The organism is Seleniivibrio woodruffii (assembly GCF_029267515.1).
Lineage (GTDB): Bacteria > Chrysiogenota > Deferribacteres > Deferribacterales > Geovibrionaceae > Seleniivibrio > Seleniivibrio woodruffii_A.
The window spans coordinates 524097-543228 of record NZ_JAJUIS010000001.1 but is presented as its reverse complement, the minus strand read 5'-3'; the positions used below and the strand labels follow the sequence as shown (position 1 = coordinate 543228).

At 41.6% G+C, this 19132-nt stretch carries 21 protein-coding genes and 1 tRNA gene; 8 read left to right on the top strand and 14 right to left on the bottom strand.

Translation table 11 applies throughout. The features are described from left to right. Nucleotides 1-15 precede the first annotated feature (15 nt). Entirely contained in the window at nucleotides 16-1332 is a 1317-nt protein-coding gene (locus Q7P67_RS02500; RefSeq protein ID WP_303850305.1) for an NAD(P)/FAD-dependent oxidoreductase, read from the top strand. Between the two features lie 149 nt (nucleotides 1333-1481). Continuing rightward, nucleotides 1482-2144: a hypothetical protein gene (locus Q7P67_RS02495; RefSeq protein WP_303850304.1), complete on the top strand. Its 663-nt coding sequence runs from the start codon at nucleotides 1482-1484 to the stop codon at nucleotides 2142-2144. A gap of 148 nt (nucleotides 2145-2292) precedes the next feature. Here the strand turns inward: Q7P67_RS02495 and Q7P67_RS02490 are convergent, their stop codons facing one another. Genes Q7P67_RS02490 through Q7P67_RS02480 form a run of 3 tightly spaced genes read right to left on the bottom strand, consistent with a single transcriptional unit; the run spans nucleotide 2293 to nucleotide 6008 of the window. Then, nucleotides 2293-4542 carry a Z1 domain-containing protein gene (locus Q7P67_RS02490; protein WP_303850303.1) on the bottom strand — a complete coding sequence of 750 codons (2250 nt, stop codon included), beginning with the start codon at nucleotides 4540-4542 and terminating at the stop codon, nucleotides 2293-2295. Between the two features lie 20 nt (nucleotides 4543-4562). Beyond that, entirely contained in the window at nucleotides 4563-5231 is a 669-nt protein-coding gene (locus Q7P67_RS02485) for a hypothetical protein (RefSeq protein ID WP_303850302.1), read from the bottom strand. 30 nt (nucleotides 5232-5261) lie between these two features. Next, on the bottom strand, nucleotides 5262-6008 hold the full coding sequence (locus Q7P67_RS02480; protein ID WP_303850301.1) for a hypothetical protein: 747 nt from the start codon (nucleotides 6006-6008) through the stop codon (nucleotides 5262-5264). Nucleotides 6009-6127: 119 nt separating this feature from the next. Between Q7P67_RS02480 and Q7P67_RS02475 the strand changes: the two genes are divergently transcribed. The 3 genes from Q7P67_RS02475 to Q7P67_RS02465 all read left to right on the top strand — a co-directional run bounded on the left by Q7P67_RS02475 (nucleotide 6128) and on the right by Q7P67_RS02465 (nucleotide 7240). After that, complete coding sequence (locus tag Q7P67_RS02475) at nucleotides 6128-6355, top strand: helix-turn-helix domain-containing protein (RefSeq protein WP_303850300.1); 228 nt, start codon at nucleotides 6128-6130, stop codon at nucleotides 6353-6355. Nucleotides 6356-6762: 407 nt separating this feature from the next. Further along, complete coding sequence (locus Q7P67_RS02470) at nucleotides 6763-6981, top strand: DUF6290 family protein (protein ID WP_303850299.1); 219 nt, start codon at nucleotides 6763-6765, stop codon at nucleotides 6979-6981. Further along, entirely contained in the window at nucleotides 6971-7240 is a 270-nt protein-coding gene (locus Q7P67_RS02465; RefSeq protein ID WP_303850298.1) for a type II toxin-antitoxin system RelE/ParE family toxin, read from the top strand. Before Q7P67_RS02470 ends, Q7P67_RS02465 begins: the two co-directional genes overlap by 11 nt. A gap of 29 nt (nucleotides 7241-7269) precedes the next feature. Here Q7P67_RS02465 and Q7P67_RS02460 read toward each other — a convergent pair whose 3' ends face one another. The 7 genes from Q7P67_RS02460 to Q7P67_RS02430 all read right to left on the bottom strand — a co-directional run bounded on the left by Q7P67_RS02460 (nucleotide 7270) and on the right by Q7P67_RS02430 (nucleotide 12419). Then, the gene (locus tag Q7P67_RS02460; RefSeq protein WP_303850297.1) at nucleotides 7270-8115 is read right to left on the bottom strand and encodes a hypothetical protein; all 846 of its coding nucleotides are present in this window, start codon (nucleotides 8113-8115) and stop codon (nucleotides 7270-7272) included. Between the two features lie 136 nt (nucleotides 8116-8251). After that, on the bottom strand, nucleotides 8252-8620 hold the full coding sequence (locus Q7P67_RS02455; protein WP_303850296.1) for a hypothetical protein: 369 nt from the start codon (nucleotides 8618-8620) through the stop codon (nucleotides 8252-8254). Continuing rightward, nucleotides 8620-8811, bottom strand: coding sequence for an AlpA family transcriptional regulator (locus tag Q7P67_RS02450; RefSeq protein ID WP_303850295.1), 192 nt, complete (start codon nucleotides 8809-8811; stop codon nucleotides 8620-8622). Before Q7P67_RS02450 ends, Q7P67_RS02455 begins: the two co-directional genes overlap by 1 nt. Before the next feature lie 121 nt (nucleotides 8812-8932). Further along, nucleotides 8933-9751 (bottom strand): hypothetical protein, encoded by an 819-nt coding sequence (locus tag Q7P67_RS02445; protein WP_303850294.1) that lies wholly within the window; start codon nucleotides 9749-9751, stop codon nucleotides 8933-8935. Nucleotides 9752-9753: 2 nt separating this feature from the next. Next, nucleotides 9754-10935, bottom strand: a complete 1182-nt coding sequence (locus Q7P67_RS02440; RefSeq protein ID WP_303850293.1) for a tyrosine-type recombinase/integrase — start codon at nucleotides 10933-10935, stop codon at nucleotides 9754-9756. A 239-nt stretch (nucleotides 10936-11174) separates the two neighbouring features. Then, nucleotides 11175-11248: transfer RNA gene (locus Q7P67_RS02435), tRNA-Met, on the bottom strand. Between the two features lie 52 nt (nucleotides 11249-11300). Then, the gene (locus Q7P67_RS02430) at nucleotides 11301-12419 is read right to left on the bottom strand and encodes an ABC transporter substrate-binding protein (RefSeq protein ID WP_303850292.1); all 1119 of its coding nucleotides are present in this window, start codon (nucleotides 12417-12419) and stop codon (nucleotides 11301-11303) included. A 173-nt stretch (nucleotides 12420-12592) separates the two neighbouring features. On the opposite strand from Q7P67_RS02430, the gene Q7P67_RS02425 reads away from it, so the two are divergent. The 3 genes from Q7P67_RS02425 to Q7P67_RS02415 all read left to right on the top strand — a co-directional run bounded on the left by Q7P67_RS02425 (nucleotide 12593) and on the right by Q7P67_RS02415 (nucleotide 13416). Then, a complete protein-coding gene (locus Q7P67_RS02425; RefSeq protein WP_303850291.1) occupies nucleotides 12593-12796 on the top strand; it encodes a putative motility protein in 204 nt (67 codons plus the stop codon). Nucleotides 12797-12922: 126 nt separating this feature from the next. Beyond that, nucleotides 12923-13150: a hypothetical protein gene (locus Q7P67_RS02420; RefSeq protein WP_303850290.1), complete on the top strand. Its 228-nt coding sequence runs from the start codon at nucleotides 12923-12925 to the stop codon at nucleotides 13148-13150. 14 nt (nucleotides 13151-13164) lie between these two features. Continuing rightward, entirely contained in the window at nucleotides 13165-13416 is a 252-nt protein-coding gene (locus Q7P67_RS02415; RefSeq protein ID WP_303850289.1) for a hypothetical protein, read from the top strand. Here the strand turns inward: Q7P67_RS02415 and Q7P67_RS02410 are convergent, their stop codons facing one another. From Q7P67_RS02410 to Q7P67_RS02395, 4 genes are read right to left on the bottom strand one after another with little or no spacing between them, the layout of a single operon-like run. After that, nucleotides 13417-14397: a dihydroorotate dehydrogenase-like protein gene (locus Q7P67_RS02410; protein ID WP_303850288.1), complete on the bottom strand. Its 981-nt coding sequence runs from the start codon at nucleotides 14395-14397 to the stop codon at nucleotides 13417-13419. It lies immediately after the preceding gene. Between the two features lie 9 nt (nucleotides 14398-14406). Further along, a complete protein-coding gene (locus Q7P67_RS02405; protein ID WP_303850287.1) occupies nucleotides 14407-16698 on the bottom strand; it encodes a DNA translocase FtsK in 2292 nt (763 codons plus the stop codon). Further along, nucleotides 16689-17480, bottom strand: a complete 792-nt coding sequence (locus Q7P67_RS02400) for an undecaprenyl-diphosphate phosphatase (RefSeq protein WP_303850286.1) — start codon at nucleotides 17478-17480, stop codon at nucleotides 16689-16691. The genes Q7P67_RS02405 and Q7P67_RS02400 overlap by 10 nt, the downstream gene beginning before the upstream one ends. Beyond that, nucleotides 17481-19118, bottom strand: a complete 1638-nt coding sequence (locus Q7P67_RS02395) for a ribonuclease J (RefSeq protein WP_303850285.1) — start codon at nucleotides 19116-19118, stop codon at nucleotides 17481-17483. Nucleotides 19119-19132 lie beyond the last annotated feature (14 nt).

Sequence of the window (19132 nt, the reverse complement as noted above, 5' to 3'; positions counted from 1 at the left end):
ACACAGGGGCTTTTTATGAAAAACGTTCTTATTCTTGGGGGCGGCTTCGGCGGTCTCACTGCTGTTTCATTTTTCAGAACACACATTAAATCAGGCAAAGTTTCAGTTACTCTCATAGATAAAAACAACTATTCACTATTCACACCCATGCTGGCGGAGGTTGTCAGCGGCAACGTTAAGCCGGAGAATATAGTCTTTCCTCTCAGAGAGATATGTGTTAATAACGGCGTACACTTCGTTAAGGATGAAGTGAAGCATATTGATACTCCGGCAAACAAAGTAACCTGCGAAAACGGCGAATATCAATATGATTATATCATAGTAGCCACAGGCAGCCGCACCAACTTCCGCGGGAATCAGTCTGCCATGAAAAATGCTTTTGAATTCAAGAACATAACGGATGCAATACACATCAAATATATGATCATAGATTTTCTTGAAAAAGCAAGCACCATGACAGATCCGGCAGAGAAAAAAAGCCTGCTTTCCTTCTCAATAATAGGCGGAGGCATCACAGGGGTTGAGCTTGCCTGCGAAATGAACGACTACATCCGCGCAAAGATAAAGAAAGAATACAACACCGTTAAGCCGGACGAATACGATATAACTATCTTTGAATACAGCAAAACTGTCCTGCCTGCAATCGATCCGGCGCAGGCCCAGAAAGCGCAGGAAATACTTATAAGCAACGGCATAAACGTTATCAACGGCGCTTCTGTGGATGAGGTAGGGCTGGACAGTATAAATTATAAAAAGGATGGTCAGCCTCTCACAAAAAGCTCATCCGTAACCGTCTGGACAGCAGGTGTGGAAGGTCAGGAATATCTTAAAGAGGTCGGCGGCGAAACAACGCCCGACAGCAGGTTGAAAATAACAAAAACACTCAATCCTCAATCACTGGAAGCCCCAAACGTGTTTGTTATCGGCGATAGCTGCGCATACGAATATAAAGGCAAATTTCTGCCTCCTGTGGCTCCTTTGGCAATGCAGCAGGGTGTCATGGCAGTCAAAAATATCATGCGCCTGATCAAAGGCAAACAGCCCATAGACTTCACATACCTGCACTTCGGTTATCTGGTGTCGCTGGGTAAAAACAACTCTGTGGTGAACCTCTTCGGAATCAAGATGCGCGGTGCTCTGGCATATTACATATGGAAAATCGCATATCTGTCAAAGATCGGAATGTTCAAAAAGCAGGTAGCTGTTTTCTTCGACTGGGTGATGTCCTTCTGCTTCGGCAACGAATCGGTACTTATTATTGATCAGGACAACTGCACAAACTGTATTTTGCAGAAAAACCACAAAAAACCCGCGAAAAAGATGCCGCTGTAAGCAATAAGTCAAACATCCTTTGCTCGGTACAATTTTATTTCGTCGGCTAATTAAACAATACACCATTGTTCAATCGCATAGACAGCATAAAAACTGTAAGGTATATTTGTCTATCAATTATGAAAAGGTGAACAATGCTACGCCACATTTTGTTTTTTATTTTTATCACAACTATTACTGTTTCGTGTGCCTCCAGAAATGCTGTTCAGCAGCCTTCACTCTCTTATGACCTGAACACCCAGCAAAATAAAGTTGTTCAGGACGGAATTGAACTGATGGCGAAACCTATCCATTCTTATGCTGAGCTTACTTCCTATTACGACGAGGACACTATCAAATACGGCGTTCTCCCCGTTCAGGTATATGTGTTCAACAAATCAAATCAATCCTTCCTGCTGAATCTTGACGGCGTTAACCTTATAGACGGCACAGGAGCAAGAGTACCTCTTCTGTCGCCTGACCAAACGTATGAAAGGATAAAAAAATCCCAATGGAGAAGCGCAGGCTGGGCGGTTGCCACTGGTGTTTTTGCAGCTTTCAGCATACATAACGTTGCAGAAGTTAATAAACAGATCAAAGCCGATATTTCATCAAGATTTTTGAAAAGCGGCAATCTGGTACCCGGAAGCGCAACAGAGGGCACGCTTTTTTATAATGTTCCGTCGGAAATATCCAGCGTGGACAACTGGAAATTGTCTCTGGTTTTGCACGACAACGAAGGCAAACAAATTGTCGCAACCTATTCTTTCAGCGGGAATATTGAACAGAGAAAAACACCCGAAGCTATGCAAACTGAATCTGAAGCACAATAACGAATACGGTTAAACAGAAAAGCCGAACCCGCAAAGGTTCGGCTTTTCTATTGTATGGCGGTGCAGACCATAGCATTATTCTCGTAGATAATTAGTAATGTTAAGTAGTGACTTGCTCTATTTTGATTTATACCGCCAAAAATACCGTCTATTTTTTTCTTTTAGGTGCTGATTGAGCATAAACAGCTACTCCACAATTTTCTGGCATTATTATTACAGGCCACCAAAATTCAGCTCCCATCCAACCTTTCTCTTTATCACCTTTTTGCTTAATCAACACTAATAACGGAATGTCTTTAGCCCACTCTTTAGCTATTTTCATCTCTGGCTTTGTATCTGGTGCATCAGAAAAACCACTTTGTTTCAAACGACTTAATCCTCGACCTTCTTTAACCAAGCACCATATCTTATTTTGCCTTTCAACTTCTGCGCATCCTTTTGAAATATATCTCATTGCTGCTTTATGAGCATCAATATCCCATCTCAATCCCAAATCTTCAAAAGCACTTGGCACTTGACCATCTTTCTCAAAATCGGCGTCACTAAATTTTAATGTTTCCGAAATTAAATCTAGTATTGTTTCTGCTTTTTTAAAATCAATCAGAACGGGGTTATTTTGCTTTTCTATAGGCAATATCAATTTATCAACTTCTTGAACATACTTCTTGATTTTAGTCGGATAACCAGTCTGAAACCCCTCTGGTAATAGGCGTTTAAATGGTTTTAGATTTGTAATTTCTGATTTTAAAATTTTATTAGGGGCGCACGGGATAATTTTGTTCTGCATGTCTCGCTCAATAAAAACCACACCTGCATCATTACCATATTTTTCTATCTGCTCCCTCAAATTACTATCAAACTCATGAATATTCTTCATCACATTATAAATATAATCTGTAGTATAAAACCTTGTTACAGGTAAATCATCTTTATCTCTAGCACCATACATTCTTGAATGCTGCAAGACCGTATCTTGTTGGAATTTTTTTGGTTCTCTACCATAAAAAAAGCCTATCATGTTATCAATAGTAAGCCCTCTATCTAAAATCGACCCTCCAACGAATATTGTATAAAGCGTATCTAGCCTTAACTGCCCTGTATTTATATCAAGTAATTTATCGACATCATTATCAGAATCAGAATTTACTATTGTAACATCCAAATAATCAAATGTATCCACAACCTTTTTTTGAACATCGATAAATTCTGGAATAATATACTCTTCATTATCACGTTGGTGTAATTTCAATGAACTAAATAACTCATTGTATTCTTTTAAAATAAGTCTATTTACCAATTCTTTATCACAATTAATGGCATCCTTGAATTTATCAACCAAAGCCTGAATAATATTATCTTGCCATCTATGGGCATCTCTACTCGAATCTGTGTGTACAATAAAACTATATTTTTTCGTGCGTTCTTTCATTTTTTCTTGTTGTAAATTTCTTATACACGCTCCAACTACAAAGCCAATAACAGCACCTCTCAATGTTTCTAGCTTGTAGTCAGTTAAGATTTCTTTGAAGTTCAACCGTCTCATATCCGTTTTTTTCAAACGTAACATCTCATTTGGCGATACTTTAACATGAAGAAAAGACGCAATACTATTCTCGTTCTCACTTTCTCTAAAGTAAAAATCACCACCGATGTATTTATCATGTATTGGAACAACAACAGTAAATGCTGGACGGCAAGGTTTAAATATTTCAGACTTAATCTCAAAAGAATCTTCAGGTTGCAAATAAAGGGAATAAGGTGTGGCTGTTACCTGCAAAAAACTACTATTTCCAGACAAATTGTTACGCAATTCATTAATTGATGCTTGGATTTTTCCAACATTGACTTCTTGATTCTTATCCTTTGCATAAGATATGCTAGCAAAATCGGCTTCATCATCAACAATCAAAATACGTAATTTAGAAAGTTCAGGATATTTTTCAAATAACAATTTACGAAGGTGTCCTAAATTATCATCCTCTTTTTTAACAACAAATACAGATTTCTTCTCCCTTTGGTATAGCTTCAAGCCGACATCTTTAATATCCATGATGTCATAAACGCCAATTAGGTCGTCTTGTATAAGAGAGTCAAAGTCCTCAACTAACCTCTTAACAGTTTGCTTGGCAAGTGCTTTAGTTCCTTTTGTAAAGACTATTGCAATATCATAACCATTATCAAAAGCTAACGATATTATGCCCAAAAATGTCCTCGTTTTACCACTTTGGATTTTTCCAAGCAACATACCCGGTCGCTCTCCGTTTGAAGTAGTAACAATCATTTTTGAAACTGCTTCAAAAATACAGTCTTTTGTGGCATCATCATATGCTTTATTTTTAAGTTCCATACCTTCAAGGAATTTTTCGTAGATTGTCCCAATACGCACACCGTTGCCCATATTTTCTCCTTTATACGCAATTACGCATTACGGTCTTCTCTGAGATATATTTTGAAATCATTCACCTGAATATCGAAATACAATAAAATTCTTTTGATGTTCTCAATAATTCCTTTTGCAGAATAATTAGTTTCAACAAAAATGTTTGGAAATAGTTCTTCAGGTTTTCTAAGTTCTTCAGTATTGGCAGAGAATATTTTATTCCCCCTTTCACTAACAAAGTTTTCATCCAAAGGTAACCTTGCAAATAAATCGGGATTTTTATTATTAAGCTCTTTCAACAACTGAATATACAAACTTTTCCATGTTTTAAGTCCCTTGCAAGCTACATCATCAAAAACAAAGCCATAAGGTCGCTTAAATGTGAAATCTTCATCTATGGAATGTGATTCTGATTTATCAAGTTCCTTAATAATCCGCTCACCTTTTTTACCATTTGAACTCTCTCTTTCAATATCTTCATTTTCTGGGTCAATTAAAAAAAATGACTTTATTTGTTCTTTAACTTCAGAGGCTACATTTGAAAAAGTCTCCAAGCTATCGTTAAATTTTACAATAAGCTGCACCTTCTCAAGTTCTTTATTGTCAACAGGATTAATACTCAAGAACATATCATCAGGTATGGACATTAGTTGCTCACCAGCGGAATCTAGCATATCCAATATTTGTTTTATACGAACATTAGTCATAATTACCTCTTTAAAATTGGATATATTTACTTATAACCCGTCTATAACAGTGTATGTTATTGAGGTATTAGACGCATTATGCACCAATATTCTTAATCCTTTAAACCCAATCTCAGTATCACCTTTTCCATTAAGCTCATATTGAATATCTTGCGTAAAAGCAGGTCTAGCATAATCATCTTTAAATTCTCTAAAAGATAATTTGATGGAATTAGCAACCTTACCTTGATAAAGCACTAGATACCTAAAATAATCTTGTCCAAGCGTTGGTGGTTTTGGGATTAAAATATACCGAACTGTATTCTGAAGAGGATACAAATGGTCATTATTACCATATGCTGCTTTGTCAAAATATCCGTCATTATCGGTGTCTATCAAACAGGCATTACGCCTTTCAACACTTGCGAATCCAATAACAACATTTCCAATACAAAAAGCCTTTAGCTTATTGCTACTCCAAGCATACAACGGATAACTGCTTCTATCACCATTTGTCTTAATAGTGGTGTCGTGCAGTCTTGCTTCCGTATCTCCATCCAACACAACAGTATATGTGTCATACTCAAATTGCCGAAGTTGCTCATACAAACTTTCACCAATATTTCTAGTCATCTTCGTACCCAACGGAGGTAAACGTAATTCCTGAATACCAGTCCTTTTGTTTATATCATGATAAAAGTCAATATTCGTAATTGGATTGCCGGGGGGAGTTGAAGCACATCCGGCAATTAAAATAACAAAACTAAGCAATACTATTGTTCTCGCAATTTTGCACATATATCCACCTCGTTTTAATAATACCATCAAGGCTCTAAATATCAAATTGAAAACTAATTTTCATTAGCAACCGCACATATACGGTGTTTAAATTCTAAACAATTTCGCAATATCTGTAAATGGAAGATATTAACATCAGATTTGCCAAAACATTGAGAAACCTTCGCACCTCTAAAGGATTAACCCAAGAGGGACTTGCGGAGTTATCAGGCATTGACTACAAATATTTACAAAAATTAGAAGGTCAGAACCCGTCTTCTCCCACCTTATCCACGTTACAAAAACTAGCTTCAGGTCTTCAAATCTCTCTGCAAGAGCTTATATGCTCTATCGAAGAAACCAGATAATAATTTAACCTAAGCAAGCGTCAGATACTGTCGTAACAAATTCCGAACTACCCTCGTAACATTGCACTTATTCTCTCACTGGATATATTTACTCTTATGAGGTGAATTATGTATTTTATTACAATCAAAGATGAATTTGGTGAAATTCAGAATAGATTTAATCTGCTTTATCTGCATGAAGAACAATTAAGAATAAAGAGAAACATGGAATTATCCCCAACCTATCGTAATGCAGATATATTGCGAGATATGTTTGAATATGACCAAAGACAAAAGATGTTTAATGAAATGCTTCAGCAAAAGAATCATTTATGTAAGGATTATTAAAGCAACTTTTACACGTTCATTTCATCATTTCTATTGCCGAACATTTTGTATTACATATAATACAAGCATGAGGTGAAAACATGCTTACCGTCAGATTGCCCGATGAAATAGATAACAGGCTTACAGCCCTTGCAGAGCAGACAGGCAGACCCAAAAGCTACTATGTCCGTGAAGCGATAGAAAACTATCTGGAAGACTTAGAAGACCTCTACACAGCAGAAACTGTTTACCGCAGAGTTCTGGAAGGTAAAGAGGACATATCCACTCTGGAAGAGGTTGAAAAGCGTCTTGGCTTATAAAATCAAACTAACCAAAACTGCGGAAAAAGAACTGTCAAAACTGGAAAAACAAACTGCTGCCAGAATCGTTAAATTCCTTCGTGAGCGACTTTCCGCATCAGACAATCCAAAGTCATTAGGAAAGCAATTAACTGGCTCAATGTGTCAATTTTGGCGTTATAGAGTGGGCGACTATCGCATTATCTGCGACATACAAGATAATGAGCTTGTCATTCTTGCCCTGCACATCGCCCACCGAAAAGAAGTTTATAAATTCTGATAATTCATCTCTATGTGGTGTCTAGAAATTCATTTATTATTTGCCCGAATCAAGTTTGTGATTAACTCTGTTTGCGTTCCACCCAAAGCGATATACTCAGCCTGAAGGTTTTCTGTCCGTTTCAATATTTCAGCTCTAATCCTTTTGCCAGAATAATTACCTTTTGGTGCTTTATATTCTACCCTACCGGGCTGAAGCTCTTTTTCAATCAAACTTGTCAATTTTGCTATTTCAGGCTGATTTAGCTTATTAAGGTGTCCAACAATGTAAGCAAAAGCCCCACAAACAGACCTGTTGTTTAATTCTTTCAAACAACCCTTACTATATGAAATTTCAGTTCTTATTACTCCGGTCATGTAAGTATCAGAATATCTGTGTTGAATTTTCTTCTTAATTATTTCAGCGGTTTTATCATATCGCCTCACTGTCCATATTCTTGACTCAGCGTTCAGATATGAACCTCCAATTTCAACATCATCTTTTCTAGCATCAAACATGTCTATTTTAGTTCTCCCGCTGTAGTCTGCCTTTCTTAGGGGGTATACCACATCACCCTCAACATCAATATAAACATCAATGCGTGTTATTTTGATTTCAGAATGGCTTTGAAAATACTGATTCAGAAAATTTTTCAGTTTTAATTCCAAATCTATGAATCCTTTATGGCTTTTAATAAAATGCAGGGCATAAAGCTCAACAATGCAATACTTACTATTTTTTGAAAATCCTATAGCACCTAATGCACCTTTATACCAATCAAAGCCACGGCTTGTATTAGTAAAACAATATTCTGAGCCGAAACGTCCATCATCTTTTAAGCTATAGTCAGACAATGAGAATTTAATTCTATCAATTCCATAATTCACTATTTTCATCAAGCACCTTTACAAGGTATACCCCCCTTATTAGAAAAAGGGGGGTGTATAGGGGTGTACATAGCCGACAAAATATAATCTGTCCTTTTCCTGCCCGGCAACCAGAATGTCAAATTTTTTTGTTTATCTGAAATCTTCATTCTGAAACCCTGTCAGGTTTGACACTATGTTCTGGACTGAAAGTCTTGGTGATGTCTTTCCCTTTGATAACGGACTCTGCCATTTTGTAACTTACAAAATAGGTTGAGTACCAAATGTTATAAGTAACCGTGATATTTCTTATTCCTTTTTTGTAAACAGCAATGATTGCGTACTTATTTCCCGGCACTTTAAAAACATAGTTGGTCTGATAGGCACTCTTTTTTTCAATACTAACCATGTTACCATTAACTTGCTTGAGCCTGTTTAACAAACCAGTTTCAAAGTCAATAGCTGACATTTCTGCATTTTTGAAAAGACCACTTGGAATTTTAAATTTCTTCTGATTATTTGCAGGTGTACTCATTAGTTCCCCCTGCTTGCAGTAATTTTTGATTCAATCCACTGAGTTACATCAGTCTCAAGCCATGCAACTGTTCTTTCCCCAAGTTTAATCTGTTTAGGAAAATCACCCTGTTGCATTTTCTGATAGATTGCACTTCTTGAAAGCCCCGTGAGTTCTTCGACATCGTTACGTCTTAATAATTGGTACGCCATTTGCGCCTCCCATTTGTTATTTTCAGTAATAATAATTGGAGACTCATAAAAGGTCGTATGCTAGGTTGGACGTTTTTGACAAACAACAAAATTAGATAACAATATAAACCAGTTACACTACTTACCCGTAATCTCTAATCTTTAATTTCCTACATAGATATTCAAACTCATCTAATTCATAAAGATGATACAAACCGAATGGGTGATTTCCATACCAAGCCTTTCTTATGCCTTCATATGTTGACCCGTCTGCTTCTGCGACTATATCACATCCAGAAAATTTTATGTCTGCTGCCTGATTTCTATCTGGATTTATGTTAAAAAATGCTTTTAAAGCCCAAACAGCTAAATATTGGCGATATGAAATAAATGGGTTTTTATCTTTACCTTGTTTTGGTGGTTTTTTCATAATTGATAACACACTATATACATCAGAAAAAATTTCTTCGGGCAAATTATACAACCGCTCCAAAGCCATTGTCATAATTTCTTCTGGTCGCAAATAAACTTGTTTTGAAATTATACCTTCAGGGGTTTTCTTTTTATATATTTTCAATAATTTTTGCATACCGATATAAACATATTTAATCTCACTCATCCGGCTCGCTGCAACCTGAATTAGTCTTGGGTCATTGATACACCCTACAGCAACTAAATCTGAATTGAGAGAGGTCTCTTCACCGCTTAACAACTTAGCAACAGTACTGTCAGCCCTCTTTTTGTCAGGATGTGGCAATGATTCTTCTGTTGGCTCTATTGTTGGTGTAGGGAAAATCTTTATAATAAATTTTGCCAACTCCAAGCCTTTTTCAGTTACATTGTCAATATCTTGAGGTAAGTTTTTAATATTACGGGCATAATATTCTTCATAACGGCATTTTTCATAAGAAATAATTTTATTCCAAAAATATGCCATCATATCCTTTGCTGTCTGTTCCATGATTATCCCTTTTTCAAACCATCCAGATAATCAGCCAACCACTGCATCATTTCAGTTCTTCTTTCCAGATATTCTGCATGATTATATGCAGCCTTTACCTTGTTCCTTTCGGCATGGGCAAGTTGCATCTCAACAACTGCACTCTCCCATCCGTTTTCATATAAAAGTGTAGATGCAATACGCCTAAATCCGTGTGCAGTCATTTCATCTTTTGTATAACCCATTCTCCGCAGAGCCGACAGAACAGTATTATTGCTCATGGGTCTGTCTTTTCCTCTAACAGAAGGAAAAACATACTGCCATTTACCTGTCAGAGGGTATATCTCTTTCAATATCTCCATTGCCTGCCTTGACAACGGTACAATATGCGGACGGCTCATTTTCATCTTATCCGCAGGAATCTTCCATATTTTTTTATCAAAGTCTATTTCAGACCATTCAGCCTGTCTTAATTCACCCGGACGTAAGAAAACGTATGCAGAAAGGCGCAAAGCACACTTAGTATTAAATTCACCTCTAAAGCCATCTATCGCCCTAAGAAGCCCTCCAATCTCTTTTGTATCTGTTAAAGCAGCCATGTTCTTTGTGCTTCTTGCTGTTAAAGCTCCGTCCAAATCTTTAACAATATTTCTATCTGCTCTAATGCTTGCTACTGCATAGGAATAAACACCATTACACAAAATTTTTGCCCTGTGGGCAGAATCAACCTTGTCCCTTTCCTCAATCTTTCTAAGCACAGCTAAAAGCTCTTGAGCTGTTATCTGTTTTATGGGTCTATTACCGATATATGGAATAATATCTTTCTCTAATGTTCTCCAATTCCGCTTGGCAGTGCTTTCTTTCCATCTAGGTTTATTTTTTGTATGCCATTCAAGAGCCATCGCCTCAAAACAGTCTCCTGCTTCGCAGATTAAATTATGTTTCTTTGCCTTTTTAAGTTCGTTAGGGTCTATTCCATTTTTAACCTGCTTCCTTGCTTCGTCTCTCTTCTCTCTGGCTTCTTTTAAAGATACTTCAGGATAAACACCGATTGCTAATGTTTGTCTTTTACCTGCATACCTGTAATCAAACCTGAAATACTTTCCAGAGGCATTAACCAGAATATACATTCCCTTTTCGTCAGTGATTTTGTAGGGTTTATCGGTATATTTTGCGTTACAGATGGCTGTATTTGTAGTTGCCATGACGGTATCTCCATAGCAGAATATTTTATACCGTCACACATAACATCCTAAAGGCATATAGTTTTTAGATTTTGACGGTACAAGCTCTAACACAAGTATAACATACCGTCTTTTATACCGTCAAACATATCGAGATTTCATAGAATAGTACTGGTACTTACTGGAACTCAAACTAGCTGAAAGGCTGAATTAAAAAGGGCTTCGCGGATTTCTCCGGAAGCCCTGAAATGCTTATTGTATGGCGGTGCAGGGAATTGAACCCCGGACACTGCGGATATGAGCCGCATGCTCTAACCATCTGAGCTACACCGCCGTAAGATAGGGATGTTTATATACCCTATCTTTTTATTACAGTCAATAAGTTTTTAATTGGCAAGCACAAAGTCTTTATTCTTTATCTCAACTATTACGAACGAATCTTTTGTAAGCCCTGTGTGGTCCGCGGGAGACATGTTGAATTCTCCGGCTATACCTATCATCTTTTTCACTTTCTCAAGCTCATTCGCCAGCTTGTCGCCGCCTGAACCTGCTTTAGAATAAGCAGCCTTGAACAGCATGAAAGCGTCGTACGCGTGTCCGCCGAAAGCAGATACGGGAGATTTAAAGTTTGACTCGAAATCGTTTTTATATTTCATAAGGGTCTTTTTGAATTTGTCAGTATCAGGGAGCTGATCCGCAACGACAATTCTGCCCGCTGTGAGCTTTATACCGTTTGCGGCATCACCGGCAAGTTCAATAAACTTCATGGAAGCAACACCCTGTGTCATATACAGGTCGCCCATGCCGAGCTGCTGGGCATTTCTGGCGATAATCGCGGGTGCTGCACCTGCAGCCCAGCAGATAACGGCATCGTACTTCTTCCCTTTGATGTTAGAAAGCTGAGAAGTCATGTCTTTATCTTTGTCGCGGAATTTTTCATCGGCAACGATATTCATTCTGTATTTTTTAGCGATATCGAGAACAGCGTCCCTGCCTGTTGAGCCGTAGCCGCTCTGTTCGGTGATAAGAGCGATATTCTTTTTCTTTTTTGCAGCGAGATATTCAAGCAGCTTTTCGGCAACCTGAGTGTCGGACTGGGGTGTTTTATACAGATATTTATTCACGGGAGTGACAATATCAAGGCTTGCTGCACATGAAATCATCGGCACTTTAAACTTAACCGCGAGATTTTTAATTGCCAGAGCTTCGCCGGTTCTTGAGGGTCCGATAACGGCGACAACCTTGTCTATTGTGGCGAGCCTTTTAAAGGCGTTTATGGTAACGTTCTCGTCACCCTGCGTATCGTAGATGAAAAGTTTTATCTTTTCGCCTTTGATACCGCCCTGTTTGTTCACTTCGTCAACAAGCATCTCAAGTGTCTGCTTTTCTGGCATACCGAGGAAGCTGGTTGGTCCTGTAACAGAGAAAAGACCGCCAAGCCTTATCTCCGCGTGCGCAACAGCACATATGAGCAGCGCGAGCATAATAAAGGATAACTTTCTCATTAATCTCACTCCTTGGAAAACGTCGGTGGCTGATTATAACAAATGTCATGATAATTTCAAATGTTTTGTCAGACTAATTATAGTCTTTCGCCTAATCAAAATAGTTAAAATCACAACCATAATCATGTAAAGTTTATGTTTTTTTCGCCGATATATAAACATAGGAGTTTTTTATGGACTTAGCAGGAATAGCATCAGCAGCCAGCGACATGAAGGCGGCGGAAACACAGTATGCGGCAAGTATAAAGGTCATGAAAATGGCTCTGGACAGCCAGAAGGCAGGACTTTCGGTTCTTGCCCCTCTCGATGCGGCGCAGGGTGCAAACAATGCGGCACAGGGAGCTATGAAAGGATCTATGATAGATATACTTGCGTGACCGCGGGTTATTTTGTAATGCTTCTGTCCGATGCAGAACAACCACACATATAATACATATTAACACCATTCAGAATACATAACGTTAATACATAAAATTCCGATATGCTGATAAGCGGAGAATTTTATGCGCATAACATCAGGCTCAAACCTCAACAATCCGGTTATAACCCAGACATCAGGCTCACGAACCGCATCTAAAACTCAGTCCGAAGGCGGATTCTTTCAGGCTGTTGAAGATTTTTTTCAACCTGTCTGGCCATTTCCTCCTGAAAAATCTGAGGAATCCGAATCAGCACTGGAGTCATTTACAGAGGATGTAATAAAAACCGCGTCCATAAACATTCTTGCATAATTTCGAGGTGAATAATGTCTTCTATAACTCTGACAAGCGGTCTTTCAAACTCGGCACAACAGATAAAAAGTGATGTCCAGTCGGCACAAAAGCAGATCAGGCATGATGTGAATAATGCGGTCTCAGACTTAAAAGGCAGTGTTAAAAGCGACATTGAATCAGTCAAAACAAAGGTTAAGAACGATGCAGAGGACGCTGTCGAAGATGTTAAAAGTACAACTCTCGGCAATATAGCAAAAGCTATCGGGCTGGATCTGTTCGCCTGATTATCTGATGATGCTTCCGTCCGCAATTTTTATATACTGAACCCTCTCAAGGGTCTGAAACTGTCTTATCTTTTTGCGCAGAACAAGCCCGACTGCGTCTTCAAGATTCATGCCGTGTTCATCCAGCCACTTTCCAAGCCCCTGATTAAGCTCTGTTACGGCTGAAAATCCCTTTTTATACAGCATCGAGGCCACCTGAACGGTGGATGCCCCCGCAAGGATGTACTGTGTAAGGACGTCAGCATTGTGTACGCCTGTGGATGCTGAAATGTCTATTGAAGATTCCTTGGCAACGGCGGCGACCCAGCGGATAACGCTGTATGCTTCGCTCTCCTGTGAAAAATAGTGTACCGGTTCAAGCTCAAGGGTCTTCGTGTTTATCTTCATTTGATAGTATCTGTTGAAGAGCGTCACAGCTGATGCTCCGGCGCTGTGGAGTCTGCGCACCATGTAAGGAACTGCGGTAATATTCTGCCCTATTTTAACCGCGACAGGAATCTTCACCGTCTTTTTTACTTCATGAACCACTTCAAAATATCTTGATTCAGCTTCCTGGGAGGATATACCCGCGTCGAACGGCATGAAAGAGATATTGAGCTCTATGCCGTGGGCACCCGCCTCCTCAATGGATTTTGCGTATTCCGCCCACCATTTTCCGCCCTCGCAGTTTACGCTGGCGATAACCGGTATCGAAACTGCTTTAACGGCTTTACACACCAGTTCAAGGTATTCCCCGGCACCATAGACCATGGCGGCATCGGCGGACATATAGTCGTATGCCTCGCTGTGAAAAGCCGTATCGATGTCCAGTCCGCTGTCCTGACGAATTTCCTCTTCGAACAGTGATTTCAGAATAACGGCACCGGCACCCGCCTCCTCAGCTTTTTTCAGGTTGTCGATATCCTTTGTCAGTGTGCTGCTTGCGGCCACCACAGGGCTTTTCAGTTTGATTCCCATATAGGTTGTGCTGATGTCCGGCATACCGACCTCCTAGTCCTTAATCAGAAGTTCTCTGGGCTTTGAAGTACCGTCGCTGGGGGCTACGATACCCTGTTTCTCCATTATTTCCACAATACGCGCCGCCCTGTTGTACCCAATGCGCAGATATCTCTGTATCATCGATATTGAAGCGAAACCCTTCTGGCGAACGAGTTCCAGAGCTTCCTGATATTTTTCATCCATTTCACCGTCGTCAACGTCGTCGGCATCTATAGTCTGTTCGCGGACAAGATCCATGTTGTATTCGGGCTTGCCGAGTGATTTGAGGTGATCCACAATGCGCCCGACCTCCTCGTCTGACACAAAACATCCGTGCACACGGGTACAGTCGCTCATGCCCGGGGGTATGAAAAGGCTGTCGCCTTTACCCAGAAGCACTTCCGCGCCTCCGGTGTCCAGAATGGTTCTGGAATCTATCTTTGAAGAAACCCTGAACGACAATCTCGCAGGCATGTTCGCTTTAATGATGCCTGTGATGACGTTTACAGACGGTCGCTGTGTCGCCAGAACAAGGTGTATGCCAACCGCACGCGCCATCTGGGCTATACGGATTATGGACTGTTCAACCTCTTTTCCGGAAACCAGCATAAGGTCGGCGAACTCGTCCACGATAACCACGAGATATGGCATTTTCGGCAGTTCCGGATCGTTCTCCGCTCTCATATTGTATGAATCTATGTTGCGCACTTTAAGTGACGCGAGGGCAGAGTATCTGTTCTCCATTTCCTCAACAACGTTCTTGAGCACGTTCGCAGCCTTGCGGGGGTCTGTGACGACTGGCGCGGCAAGGTGTGGAATATCGTCGTAAACTGAAAGCTCCACCATCTTTGGGTCAACCATGATAAATTTGACCTTGTCCGGAGAGGCTTTGAAAATAATTGAGCATATAAGGGTGTTCACCGCTACGGACTTTCCGCTTCCTGTGGTTCCCGCGACAAGCAGGTGCGGCATGGTGGCAAGGTCACTGACATAACCCTTCCCCGCGATATCCTTGCCCATGGCGAATGTAAGGGGTGAACCGCTGTTCGCGTATTCTCTTGATTTAAGAAGCTCGCTTAGAGATACCATGGCGCGGTATTTATTGGGAAGCTCTATCCCCACCACGGACTTGCCGGGGATCGGGGCGATGATCCGGACGCTCACGGCGGACATCGCAAGGGCGAGATCGTCTGTCAGGTTCGCAATCTTGTTTATCTTGACACCGGGTGCGGGTTCGAATTCATACTGGGTTACAACGGGTCCGGGCTGAATCTCGCGTATTTTTCCGTTAACGCCGAAATCAGCCAGTTTGGAGAGCAGAAGCTCACCCTTCGCCTTCATCTCCTCAGGAGTCTCGGCGCGGCTGTCCTTTTTCGGTTCGTCCAGCAGCGTAAGAGGGACGGTGTAGTTCCCCAGCACCTGCTCCATAGTCACAGGTTCTTTTATGTTAATATGGTTGAAAGGTTCTTTTATCTTAGGTTTCGACACGGCTACGCTTTCGAGATTGCCAAGATCCTCTTCATCTTTCGGAATGGTTTGTACTGCCGGTTTCTCAGGCACTGTCACCTTCGAAGGCGGGGTGTAAACATCATCCTTGTCCGCACCGACAGCCTTGTTAAGGTTGCCTATGGGCGAATGTTCATCGGCAGGCATATTCTTAACAGGCATGAAGTCTCCGTAGTCCGGTTCCTCTTCCTCCGTAATAATGCGGCTTGAAGTATTCTTCTTTTTCAGTTCGGGTATCTGCGGAAGATTTACGCCCTCGCGGATAAAACCGATGATAACACGGGGGAAGAGCGCAAGCAGATTGAGCAGTATCAGGAAGATACACACCAGAACGCCGCCGACGCGCCCAACAAGGGACGAAAACAGATCAGCGGAAAAAAGTCCCCAAAGACCACCGGTAGGTTTCTGGGAAAAGATGAAATCCGTCCCGCCGACAAAGCCGGACAGAGTTGAAAACAGATAAAGCAGCAGCAGGAAAAGGATGAAACGGAAAATCGTACGCTTCCATTTCAGAGTTTTGTCTTTGCGGTGAAGATGCGCGCTGTATGTAAGCCAGATGAACACGCTGGGCAGAAGAAACGTCGTCCAGCCGAAAAATGTCGCAAGGATATCGCTTATATAGGCTCCGGTTTTTCCGAAAAGGTTGGACACATGCTGTTCGTAGTTTGAAAAAACTATGAAGGTGTATCCGGGGTCGGACTCCGAATGTGAATAAACAGCCAGCGCCGCAAAAAGCGTCAGGAACAGAGCGGCGAGAAAAATAATGTCGGCTCTGATGTTCTTGGTTTCTATATCCATACTATCGATACGATTCCCACTATCAGGCAATACAGAGCAAAAGCCCTGAGATTAGCCCTTTTTATGAAGTATACCATAATATTTATTGCAAAAAGTCCGGTTATAAACGCAGCGATCATTCCTGTGATATACATGGGCACATGCCCGTCGGGCACAGCGTCAAGATGTCTCGACTGCAAAATGATGGCACCGATTATCGCAGGAATTGACATGAGAAAAGTAAACTCTCCCATTTCGGAACGTTTTATTCCGAGAAAAAGTCCTGCAGCAGTGGTGGATCCTGCCCTTGAAATTCCGGGAAGGACAGCTATTCCCTGAACAATGCCTATGATAAACGCGGCTCCGGCGGACAGCATCTTCTGTCCGTGAAACCTGTCCGAGATAAGCAGCATAACTGACGTGACTATCAGAAAATATCCGACGAAAGTAGGCGTTGCGAACATCCCCTCAACGCTCTTTTCAAGCGCCAGACCGATTATGCCCGTGGGTATTGTCGCAATGATGATTCCCCAGAAAAACCTTTTATTTTCAAAATAAATAACTTTGTAGCTGTTGTTCACCAGCCCAAGAGGGCTTATGAGAAGCTCGAATATCCTGTGGCGGAAATACACAAAAACAGCGCCGAGAGTGGCGCCGTGCAGCAGTGTGTCATAAAGCATCCCCGGCTGCTGAAAATCTTTCATAAGCGCCTGTGCAATAACGAGGTGTCCGGAACTGCTGACCGGAAGAAACTCTGTCAGCCCCTGAACGATACCCAAGATAATGGCATCCAAATAACTCATTTATTTCTCCGTAACAACAGGGATAACCAGCGGTCTTCTGTCCAGTGTCTTTTTGAAATACCGCTTTGTCAGGCGTCTCAGCCCGTCCTTTATCTCCGTATTGTCATAATCTTCCGCATTAATAAATTCGTGCATATGCTCCGTCAGAAAATCCTGAAGCCTTGCCAGATTTTTTTCATCCGGTTTAAAGCCGGCGGTCTCCACAACAGGGGGCAGTTCAAAAGTTCCGTCCGCGTTTTTCCGAAGCACAACAGTGACCGCTCCGTCGCGGCTCAGGTGTTTGCGCTCCCGAACGGACTCCTCGTCCATTGAGAAGTGACCGCGCAGGTCGATGAAAATCTTACCCGCGGGTATTTTGTCTCTGCGTTCGAACCCGCCGCGGTGGAATTTTATCTTATCCCCGTCCTCAAGCATAAGCACGTTGTCGTTGTCCAGCATGGACATGCTCTTCAGCATCCTTTTCATGGTGATAAGGTGCATCGGTTCGCCGTGTATGGGAATGACGTATTTCGGGCGGGTGAAGTTCACCATCAGCTTTATCTCCTCCTGAGAGGCATGACCGGAAACGTGTATTCTGTTCTTGCCGATGTCAACAACGGTGCCGCCTGATTTGTATATCATATTAACGAGATTTATAAGGTTCTTTTCGTTGCCGGGGATAACGCGGGCGGATATGACGAAAAGGTCGCCCTCCTTAACGGAGAGATCCTTGCGTTCTCCGGAAACGACCCTGTAAAGGGTACTGTTCGTTTCGCCCTGACAGCCTGTGATTATGAAACAGACCTTTTCCGGATCCATGCGCTTTGCGGTTTTGAGATCCACAATGAGGTCCGTGGGCAGTTCAACGTGTCCGAGATCCGCCGCTATGGAAACGTTCCTGTCAAGCGCCGCTCCTTCGAGAACAACCTTTCGTCCGCACTCGCGTGCTATGTCGAAAACCTGTTTGAACCTGTCCACGTTTGACGAGAACGTTGTGAAGAAAATACGCCCCGTCGCGTTGCGGAATATTTTCAGCAGGTCGCCGCGGATTGACGATTCGGAATGGGTGAATCCCTCCCGTTCGGCGTTGGTGGAATCAATCAGCAGAGCTGTAAGCCCCTTTTCAGCCAGAGCGGTGAAATCCGCAGGACAGAAAGGTTCGCCGCCGACAGGTGTCTGGTCTATCTTGAAATCGGAACAGTGGAGCGCGGAAAAATCCTCTGCGACAATATGCAGCGCGTATGTGTCGCTTATGGAATGGGTCACCGGCAGAAAGGTAACATTGAAACATCCAGTCTGAACAGTCTGTCTGGGGTCGATGAAATTAAGGTCAAAAGGGCAGTGTCTGGCGCGCCCTTTGGCAGCCAGAATCCCAAGGGACAGCCTCCCGCCGTATACGGGGAGATTATATTTACGCAGAAGTATGGGCACGGCACCAACGTGGTCTTCGTGTCCGTGGGTTATGAAAACCCCTTTCAGCTTATGCTTTATCTGCTCGATATAATCAAACCCCGGAATGACATAGTCTATGCCGGGAAAGCTGCTGTCGGCAAACATTACGCCGCAGTCAACAATAATAGCGGAGCTTTCGGTCTCGTAGACATACATATTCATGCCTATCTCGCCGACACCGCCTAAAATTGAAATAGAACAAGACATAAGAGTATATTAAA